We start from the raw sequence: 8571 nt of genomic DNA, 5'->3' as shown, positions 1-8571 counted from the left end.
GATCGGCGGCAACACCAAGAGCACGGTCATCGGCGCGGCCAGCGGCGCGCTGCTGGGCGCCGTCGTTGGCTCCGCCACTACGCCTCAGCGCCGCGAGGACCAGCTCTGCCGCTACCAGGACCGCTACGGCCGCATCTACACCGCGCCTTGCGACGACCGCTATTACAACGGCAATTATTGAACGCGGCGCCCCGGCAGGGTTGACACTTTGCCGGGCCGCCTAGACTAGAAGGCCCCACTTCAAATCCCGGCGACATTTTTTCGCAAGATGAGGAACGGCATGCCTGTTGATAAACCGCGGCAGCCGCGGCGGTGAAGCTGGACGATCTGGCTCACAAAGGCGAAGCATCACTCTTCAAGTAATGGCAAAACTCTCTCGTCGAGAAATTTGAGGCGACTACCCAGCATTTCCGCGTTGGCGGGAGTAGCCGGAACATTAACAGGGATCAGATCCGCAACCGACTTCCCCTGGCGCGCGGCTTCAACCCAATCCTCCATCGCGCCTATATATCCATCTAGCGCTTCAAACGGGGTTCCGATGTCGTCGCCGGGCATGTAGGCTGGAGGTACATCACCGACGATCACCCATACCCATTGGGGCACGTCTGGTTTTCCGGATGCAATCTCGAAGAGAAAAATGTAGACTATCCCTTCAACACCATACCCGAAATACTCGGCCTTTATGTTCTTCCCCCAGCCAAAAGACATAAGATATTGACGAGCCTCAAGATGAGCTGCGTCAAGATTGTCATCCGCGTCGGGATCGCCAGCCGCAAGGGGCAAGCGGCTTACTTTACTGAGATCCGGCGTAATTTCGTTCACATTATGCCTCCACTACTCATTTTCTGCTTCAGCCATCGTCTCTTAGCCCAACGTTTAAAATCACCGGCTTCCGTGTGGTGCCTTATGTGATCTTCCCTGGTACGAGGCCTGATATTCGATACGTGGTCAAGCCCACCGTCGGCCAGAGCTTTCTCATGGGAGACGTCCATATTTCGACCCGTCTTGGGATCTTTAGGCCACGGTCGACGATGCAAAACTTCCCATTCCTTGCGAAGAGCTCTGCTCGTCATGGTGCGCTTGGTCGGAACAAGCTTTAGATCGTCCTCGTCAGTAATCTTGGCGGGTGGTTTTTCTGGAGTGGCAGAACTCTCGAACGGCCCGGCTTCTGTCGCTGTCGGAGCGCCTCCATTTTGTGGTACGTCGGCTGCCTCGCTAGCGGGTCCGCTGCCCGCCAGTTCGGATGCCGTCGAGCGTTCCAACGAGCCGGTGAGCCTTGCCGTCACCTGCCTGCGGATCGCGCTGAGCCCTTCGCCAAGGATATTGCCGCCGGCACCCCAAAGCGCACCGGCGGCGGCGGCGCTCAGCATGTCCTCGTCCGCACCGTGCGCGTACGCTGCGCCGTATAAGGCGCCCTCACCGCTAGCCACGGCGGTTCGAGCGGCCAGACCGGTCAGCCCATCCAAGGCGGCGGTGCCCAGCCTACCGGTGAGCGTAATACCGGAATCCACCAGACCATGTCCGGCGATGGCGCCACCCAGAAGTTCCGCCGGCAGGGCTGCCGAGCCTGCCCGGTCTTCGGCATCTTCCGTCGCCGTCCGTTCGGCGGCGAGCAATTCCTCATAGCTCTTGTCCGAGAAAAGCGAATTGAGGCCGGCTGCGGCTTTGTCTGCGTGACCAAAAGAGATGCCTTTGGCCATCAGCCGGACCACGTCATCGGTGGCCTGAAGAGGTTGCAGCCAGAACGGAGCAGCGTTGTACTGTGCCTGAGCCGGATGCGACGCGACGGTCAAGAGACCGACCGCCAGAGCGTCCTTTCGGGCCTCGATGTCTGCCGGAGTCAGGTCAGGATCGGTTGCCGCATTCTGCCGAAGCCGAGGCAAGCCGGACTTGTACAATTGCCTGGCCATCTCATCCCGCAAGGGCTGATCGCGGACTGCCAGGAAAATCGCGCTTAGATCTGTCTGGCGCTGCGGCCACGGCACGCTTGGGTCGATGAATTTCGCAGCAAGGCTTTCGGCGGCGGACCAAGGCAACGGCAGTATCTTGTCGAAGCCCATCTCCTGCTGGGCTGCAACCACCCAGGTGATCGCAGCCGAATAGTCCTCGGGAGTTGTGATATTGTTCCAGTCGGAATGCCGGCCCGGGAACATTTGACTGACATAGGCGGCGGGGTCGGCCCGCCTAGCGCCCAAAACGAATTGTGCAGCGCCAGCCTTTGTTTCATATCGCGCCCGCTCTTCCTGCGAGCCGCTGGGACCGGGCTCAAAGTCCCGGAGCTGAGCGTGTATCGCTTGGTTCGGCGCACCGCGCATATCGAAGACCGCACTGGCGACGCCAGCCGTTGTCGTGAAATCCTCGAAATGCTTGGCGCCTTCGTCCGCGCCGTAGACATCGACGAAGTCCTGCGCGGTCGGCTGCTCCTCGGGGTATCTGCCGGTGGCAGCGATGACAGCCGGCGCATTTTGCTCCTCGAGCTGCACCTTCGCACGAGCATCGACCATTCGGGCTGCGGTGGCGATGTTGGCCTGGTCCTTCAGCGCAGCGATATCGCCAGGTTTTAGGTAGGTGATGACTTCGAGGGCCGTATCGCGATCTGGCTCGCTCGCTGCGCCAACCGCTTCCTCTGCATCCGGCGTGAATTTGCCAACGCCCTTCGCGGCCATCGCGGTGGACGCGGAGGCGACCGCCCCCACCGTATCGTCCTTGGTCCGGCTTCCAGCTAGCGTCTGACCCAACATCTCGGCGGCACGCTTCGGGTCCTGGGCGATCATGGCCTGGACCAGCGCCTTGGCTGTGTTGGTGCGCCACGCCGCTTCAGCCGTTTGCCTGATAAGCGGATTGCCGATCTTGGCGATCAGGTCGAAGCCGCTCTGCCGAATCGCCTCGAAGTTCGCGGTGTCGTTCGGGTCGCCATTTGCGATGGCGGCGGTCGACATGGTGTCGACCTTGGTCCACTCGGCCAGCTCGTAGTCGTCGCGCCGCTGAAGCTGCCGCCGCGCCATGCGCAGCGAACCTGTCGCCCGCATCGCCTCCTTCTGCCCGGCGAAGGTGGCACGCTGGGTCTCGGGCATACCAGGCAAGGCAGCGTCGAACAGCGTGTCGAACAGGCCTGATTTGACCGCCCGTCCATTGCGCGGGTCGACCAGGCCGTACATGGCCTCGTGCAACCCGCCACCGTCGGGCGGCGCGTTGGCCGTCGCCTCGTCTTCCGCCTGCGCGATCTGGCCGTTGAAGCGGCGGCGCGCCAGTTCGGCGTCGAACGCCTCCTGCCGCTCCGTCATTTGCCGGTAGTGCTCGGCGAGAGCGGAGAGGCCATCGCCCTGACCCTGCATGGCGCCGCCGACTGGCGACCCCTGCGGATATTGCGGCGCATTGCCGGTATCGAGCCGGCGCTGGCCAACCGAAAGGGGGATGATGTGGACCATTGGCTGTTCCCTGCTCGGCTGGCTTTGAGAGGCGCGCACGCAGCGACGGACCGCCGGGACGGCAGTCTGTTCGGGAGCGCGGGTGGTGGGTTTTCGGCTGGAGCCTGGACGACGGAGGGTCGCGTACGGAGTATTCGGACTGCTGTTAGGGTGCTCGCGTGATACAGTCGGCGGGGCAGCGCCCCACTGTCCTGCCGGACATCTCCCCAAGAGGGGGGATTGGCAGCTTGGCGGACGCCGCCTACCCTTCCGCCCGCGCCGCCTTCTCCAGGGCCGCGAGCTGCGCTTCGTCCAGCGTCAGGAAGCCCATGATATGCTGCACCACTTCGGCGCGCGCATTGCTGAGCGCGCTGTGGAGTTCGAAGCCGGCGGGTGTCCTTGTCCGCGCCATCCACTCGCCGTAGGACGGGCGCCTGTAATAGCCGACCGTCGCCGCGAGATCGGCCAGCACCATCTCGCCGTCCTCGCCGGAAAAGACCCGGAGATAGGCCTTGGCCAACGCTTCGCGCGCCCTGGAGGGGCCGCCATTTTGCGCCGCGTGGGCGAAACGCTTGCGGCTCATGCGCGGCCNCCCGCCGGCATCGCGTCCTGGACGGAGGCGTCGGCAGCCGGCGCGGCATGACCACCGCCTTGCATCATCGCCTGCAGCCCATCGAGCAGGCCGCTGTCGCGCGCCTGTACGGTGGCCGGCACAGCATCCTTGGCGGCCTTGCCGGCGGTGGCGATCGCAGCCACGCCGGCCTGCGCTGTCTGTGCCTTGGCGCGGGCATCGCGCAGACCGTCGACCTCCTCCTTGCGGCGGAAGATGCGTTGCGGGCTGCGGCCCGCGCTCTGCACGATCTTGATCGCCTCGTCGCTGTCGATGTTGTCCATCACGCCCGGGTCGAACTGCGCCATCTGCATGGCCGTGGTCACCAACTGGATGGTGTCGCGCGCCTCGGCCGAGCGGCGCAGCACGTCGAGGGGGCCGGTGAAGGTCGGCCGCACCGCCTTGCCGGCCAGGCTCTCCGGCGGCACGAAGCGGCTGTCCTCGTCATAGAGGCCCTTGTCTTCGAGAATGCCGAGCTCGCGGTCGAGATTGCTGGCGAAGCCAGCCTGGATGATCGAGCCGGAGGGACCGAGCAGCGCGCCCTTCTCCTCCTGGCGGATCAACGCCTCGGTCGCCGTCATCTGCGGGTTCTGCACCAGCGTCTGAAACAGATTGACGAACATCATGTCGCGGATCTCGTCGGCGCGGCTCTGGGCGTAGTTGAAGGCGTAGGTCGGGTTCTGCCCGGTGGCGATCGGCTGGATCAGCGGCCTGCCATTGTCGTCGATCAGGCCCGGATAATTCTCGCCGGGGTTGAGCACCGGGACATAGTCGAGCCTGGCCTTCGAGGCGGTCGCCGGATCGGTGATCTGCTGCAGCGCGCGCAGGCCGGAGCGGCGCACGGCGTTTTCCTCACGCACAGTCGTCAGCGCCTCGATGGCCGGCGAGACGCCATAGGGATCGCCCTCGTAGCGGCGCCAGTTGAAGGTTGAGATAGGGAAACTGCGGAAGCCGCTTTCCCTGACGATCTCCTCCTCGTCCTCGATGACATGGTAGGAGGCAAACGCCATCTCGAGATACCGGGAACCGCCGCCCTGGCCGTACATCTTGCGCTCCTCGCGCGGCTGGATGCACTGGATCAGCGAGATCTTTTCCTCGCACTTGGCCGGATCGTCGACCAGCACCTTGATGCGCGCCGGCAGTTTTTCGTAGCCGAGCAGCTGTGCGGCCTGCCGCGCCGTGCGCTCGTAGCGGCGATGAAAGATGTCGACCTGGCCCCAGCGGTTGCGCGAGAGATAGCCTTCGACCACGGGGATCGAGGCATAGCGGATCAGCGTGCCGCCGAACCCTTCCTCGGCATAGAGATAGGCCGGGCCATAGCGCACGACATTGCGCAGGCAGGCCTGCGTGGCCGGCACGAAATTGGAATTGGCGGAGTAGCGCAGCGAGAACAGGAAATCGCGAAGGCTTTCGGCCCATTCCTTTTCCTCGTCGGTCTCCTCGTCGTTCATGGCGGCGGTCGACAGGCCATGCCATTTTTCCGATTGCGGGATGATCAGGCTTTCGAGCCCCGCGGCCAGCCGGTTGGCGGCCGAGTTGATGGTGTTGGCGTAGACGCGGCTACCACGCCGCTCCTGCCGCTCGGCTTGCGAATCCAGCCCGCCACCGCGCCGGCCGTTCCAGATGTCGGGGGCATCGGGATCGCAGAACTCCGCCACCTGCTCCCACACCGCCTCGTACTGGCTGCGTTCGGTCTCGAGCTCGGATTGGCGCGAAAGAATATCGCGGGCGCGGGAATCGGTCATGAGTGCCTCCGGCATATCTGGAAAAGATGGTTGGAGAGATCAGCGCCATCTCCCCCTCAAGCGGGGAGATCAGCCGCTTCGCAGCGTGCACATCCTGACATCTGCGATTTGAGAAAGCGGTGGTGACATTCGATCTCCCCCCTTGAGGGGAGATGCCCGGCAGGGCGGAGAGGGGTAGCTCGCGCCAACCTCCCCTTTAAAAACTCATGTCATCTTTTGCCCACTTGGTGGTGCTACGAGCGTTTCGCGGCGGGCAGAAGGAGGTCGATGTGACGACGACGAGCCTTGCCGGCACCCTGAAAAACCGCGGCAAGCAGGCGGCCAAGCGGCTGCTTGGCTATGACAGCCGCAACTGGCTGCGCATCCGCCAGATCGAGGCGTTCAGCCTTTTCCTCGAAGCGGGAAACCGCAAGGCCTCGGACGTGATCGAGATTTCGCCCGGCTGGAACCGATACTGGCGGGCGATGTGCCCGAACTACCGCTCGGTCGATTTCCCCGCCTTCGACATCTGCAAGGATCGCACGGAGGAAGAATATTCCATCGTCATCGCCGACCAGGTACTGGAACATGTCAAGCGCCCGCAAGCCGCGGTGCGCAACATCCATGCCATGACCCGTCCCGGCGGCTGGGCGATGGTGGCGACGCCCTTCCTGTTTCGGGTCCACGCGCGGCCGCACGACTACAACAGATGGACCCCCGCCGGCCTGAAGCAATTGATGGTCGAGGGCGGCTTCCCCGAAGCCAATGTCAAGGTCCACGGCTGGGGCAACAAGGCTTGCGCCCGCGCCCACATAGGCGGCCCCGTGCGCGCCTATGGCCTGTGGCGCGATCTCAGCAACGACGATGAATATCCGGTGATGGTGTGGGCGTTCGCGAGGAAGGCCAACTAGCCGGTCTCCCCACGGGGATAGCGGTTGCATCACCGCCGCTTCGCCAGCCTTGCGCGCCGGCGCCAGTACCACCAGTCCAGCACGCGCTTGCGGAAACTGCGCTTCATCGCGGTCATGTCATACCCCCAGGAGCACGCGGCGCTGGCCGCCGAGATCGCTCGGCGAAAGGTCGGTCTTGATGGTGCCGGCGGTGCCCTGGCGCTGCTCGAGTTCAGCCCGCAGGGCCGCCTCTCGCGCCTGCATATCCTTGTCCTGCACGGTCGGCGCCGGCGGCAGCGGCTTCAGTTCCGGTGGTTTTTGAAACAGACACATGGTTCCAGCCTTCTCTTGTCCAGTCGTAGAGGAAGAAATCTTCGCCGTTCTTGCCGTAACCCGGCAGCAGGCAGCGTTGCTCGGCACCAAGCCGGCCAAGCCAGCGCAGCGCCAGCTGATTTGCGGCCAGTGCCCGCGCCTCGACCCGCCAGGCGCCGCGCGCCGCAACTTGCGGCCCAAGCACGGCATGAAAGTGTGCGGTAATGCCGGGCACGCAGCGCTTCATGCGGCGCGTGCCCCAGCTCCAGGCGACCCATAGCCCGCCGCGCTGCTCGGCCGCGCCAAAGCCTGCCTCCGGATTGCCGTCGAGCTCGGCGACATAGGCAAAGCCCTGCAAAGCGGTCAGCGCCAGCAGCGCCGGCGACCACTGGTCAAGCTGGCAGTCGATCTCGTCGCGGTCCTCGGGGCGCAGATTGGCGGCGATATAGGAGAGATCGCGCAGCGTGGCTCCGATAATTCGAACCGTCATCGCGCTGCTTCATTTCTACTCGCTCCGCAACCTGCTAACAGTCGAGCCAGGGGGAGAGAGTGTTTTCAAGATTTCCTGACAACGTACAATGGCACAGCGACCGGAGGCAGCGGCTTCTTAGCCTCTGCAGAGCACTACTGTCGTTGTCGGTACGGATGGTGCTGTTGGCAATGACCGGCGCGATCGTCTGGCGAAGACTGGAGAATCCGCGGACTGCATTTGACCACGGGTTTAGAATTTTCGTCTCAATAGTCCTCGTGACGAGACCGCCCCCGCTCTGCTGGATTTGTGGCGGATATTTCTTTGGACCTGGAGAGCAGTGTTTCCCCGCAAGGGAACACAGGACGCTCGGATAACCGCGGCGTTCCTCATGACTTTTTTCTGGATCTCGCTGATCGTAGCGATAGCCCTGGTGTCTGCTGACTCTGTCTTTGAATTCATCAAGAGGATGGGCATTTCGGTGCACGTTTAGAGCGATGCATGGCGACGAACGGGATCGAGAACCCGTTCGGAAACGACAAGCTGATAGTCCTTGGCTATTCCGAAATCGTGGCCAGCCTTCCCGTTCACCTTCAGCCATACACTCCATTCGATACTCGCGTCGAAAGCGCAATTACTTCGGCGCGAACTAAAGCGTCCACCGGCCGTCGTAGGGCTCAACCGTTGCGGATGGAATACCAAGGTGGTCGAGTATATCTAGTACACGTTCCGATATAACCAGGCGCAGATCGCCAGCAATGCCGAAATCATCATGACCTGCCTTTCCACTCACCTTCAACCATACGAACTGCGGGAGTTCCACGGCGGGTTGCAGTTCCAGAAAGTCATCTGACTTCGTGATTTCGACATGGGCGAAGCTCGCACCCGAAGAGCCGATGTTCTGCAGGGCCTGTTTGGCTTGAGACACGACAAGAAAGCACGGGAAGGTGGTTATGATAACATCGCCGAACCATCCTTCCATCTGGTAGATGAGTTTGCTTCCATCAGGGGGATGAACGCTCGTGTCCATGATGGTGCCACGACCTATTCCACCTGCGACATCGGGCTTTAGGTCGGCAAAGCGCGCGTGGCCGGGCAGCATATTCAGCCCATGCGCGGCAGATTGCTTGGCGAGCGCCACACCGGCGCCTTCCAGCGT

General features: G+C 63.0%; 8 protein-coding genes and 1 pseudogene. 2 read left to right on the top strand and 7 right to left on the bottom strand.

Annotation, left to right across the window (positions count from 1 at the left end; all coding sequences use genetic code 11):
• Positions 1-181: pseudogene (locus X739_RS140905) on the top strand (hypothetical protein); the annotation flags it as partial.
• Positions 182-348: 167 nt separating this feature from the next.
• Here X739_RS140905 and X739_RS140910 read toward each other — a convergent pair.
• The 4 genes from X739_RS140910 to X739_RS140920 form a co-directional block, all read right to left on the bottom strand.
• Positions 349-822 carry a hypothetical protein gene (locus X739_RS140910; protein ID WP_023774094.1) on the bottom strand — a complete coding sequence of 158 codons (474 nt, stop codon included), beginning with the start codon at positions 820-822 and terminating at the stop codon, positions 349-351.
• Positions 819-3428 (bottom strand): HNH endonuclease signature motif containing protein, encoded by a 2610-nt coding sequence (locus X739_RS1000000170070; protein WP_023795793.1) that lies wholly within the window; start codon positions 3426-3428, stop codon positions 819-821. The genes X739_RS140910 and X739_RS1000000170070 overlap by 4 nt, the downstream gene beginning before the upstream one ends.
• A 241-nt stretch (positions 3429-3669) precedes the next feature.
• On the bottom strand, positions 3670-3990 hold the full coding sequence (locus X739_RS140915; protein WP_023774091.1) for a hypothetical protein: 321 nt from the start codon (positions 3988-3990) through the stop codon (positions 3670-3672).
• Complete coding sequence (locus X739_RS140920) at positions 3987-5762, bottom strand: portal protein (RefSeq protein ID WP_051410631.1); 1776 nt, start codon at positions 5760-5762, stop codon at positions 3987-3989. The genes X739_RS140915 and X739_RS140920 overlap by 4 nt, the downstream gene beginning before the upstream one ends.
• Positions 5763-6031: 269 nt before the next feature.
• Here X739_RS140920 and X739_RS140925 point away from each other — a divergent pair, with 269 nt between their 5' ends.
• Positions 6032-6652, top strand: a complete 621-nt coding sequence (locus X739_RS140925) for a methyltransferase domain-containing protein (RefSeq protein WP_023795791.1) — start codon at positions 6032-6034, stop codon at positions 6650-6652.
• Positions 6653-6769: 117 nt separating this feature from the next.
• On the opposite strand, the gene X739_RS1000000169555 is transcribed toward X739_RS140925, so the two are convergent.
• From X739_RS1000000169555 to X739_RS0135410, 3 genes are all read right to left on the bottom strand, one after another.
• Positions 6770-6910 carry a hypothetical protein gene (locus tag X739_RS1000000169555; RefSeq protein WP_156939972.1) on the bottom strand — a complete coding sequence of 47 codons (141 nt, stop codon included), beginning with the start codon at positions 6908-6910 and terminating at the stop codon, positions 6770-6772.
• The gene (locus tag X739_RS140930) at positions 6864-7433 is read right to left on the bottom strand and encodes a hypothetical protein (protein WP_023774087.1); all 570 of its coding nucleotides are present in this window, start codon (positions 7431-7433) and stop codon (positions 6864-6866) included. The genes X739_RS1000000169555 and X739_RS140930 overlap by 47 nt, the downstream gene beginning before the upstream one ends.
• A gap of 628 nt (positions 7434-8061) precedes the next feature.
• The gene (locus X739_RS0135410; RefSeq protein WP_023774085.1) at positions 8062-8553 is read right to left on the bottom strand and encodes a hypothetical protein; all 492 of its coding nucleotides are present in this window, start codon (positions 8551-8553) and stop codon (positions 8062-8064) included.
• Positions 8554-8571: the final 18 nt, after the last annotated feature.

The organism is Mesorhizobium sp. LNHC209A00 (assembly GCF_000502915.1).
Classification (GTDB): Bacteria; Pseudomonadota; Alphaproteobacteria; order Rhizobiales; family Rhizobiaceae; genus Mesorhizobium.
Note: the sequence above shows the minus strand (reverse complement) of the source record. Positions and strands in the feature narration are given on the sequence as shown.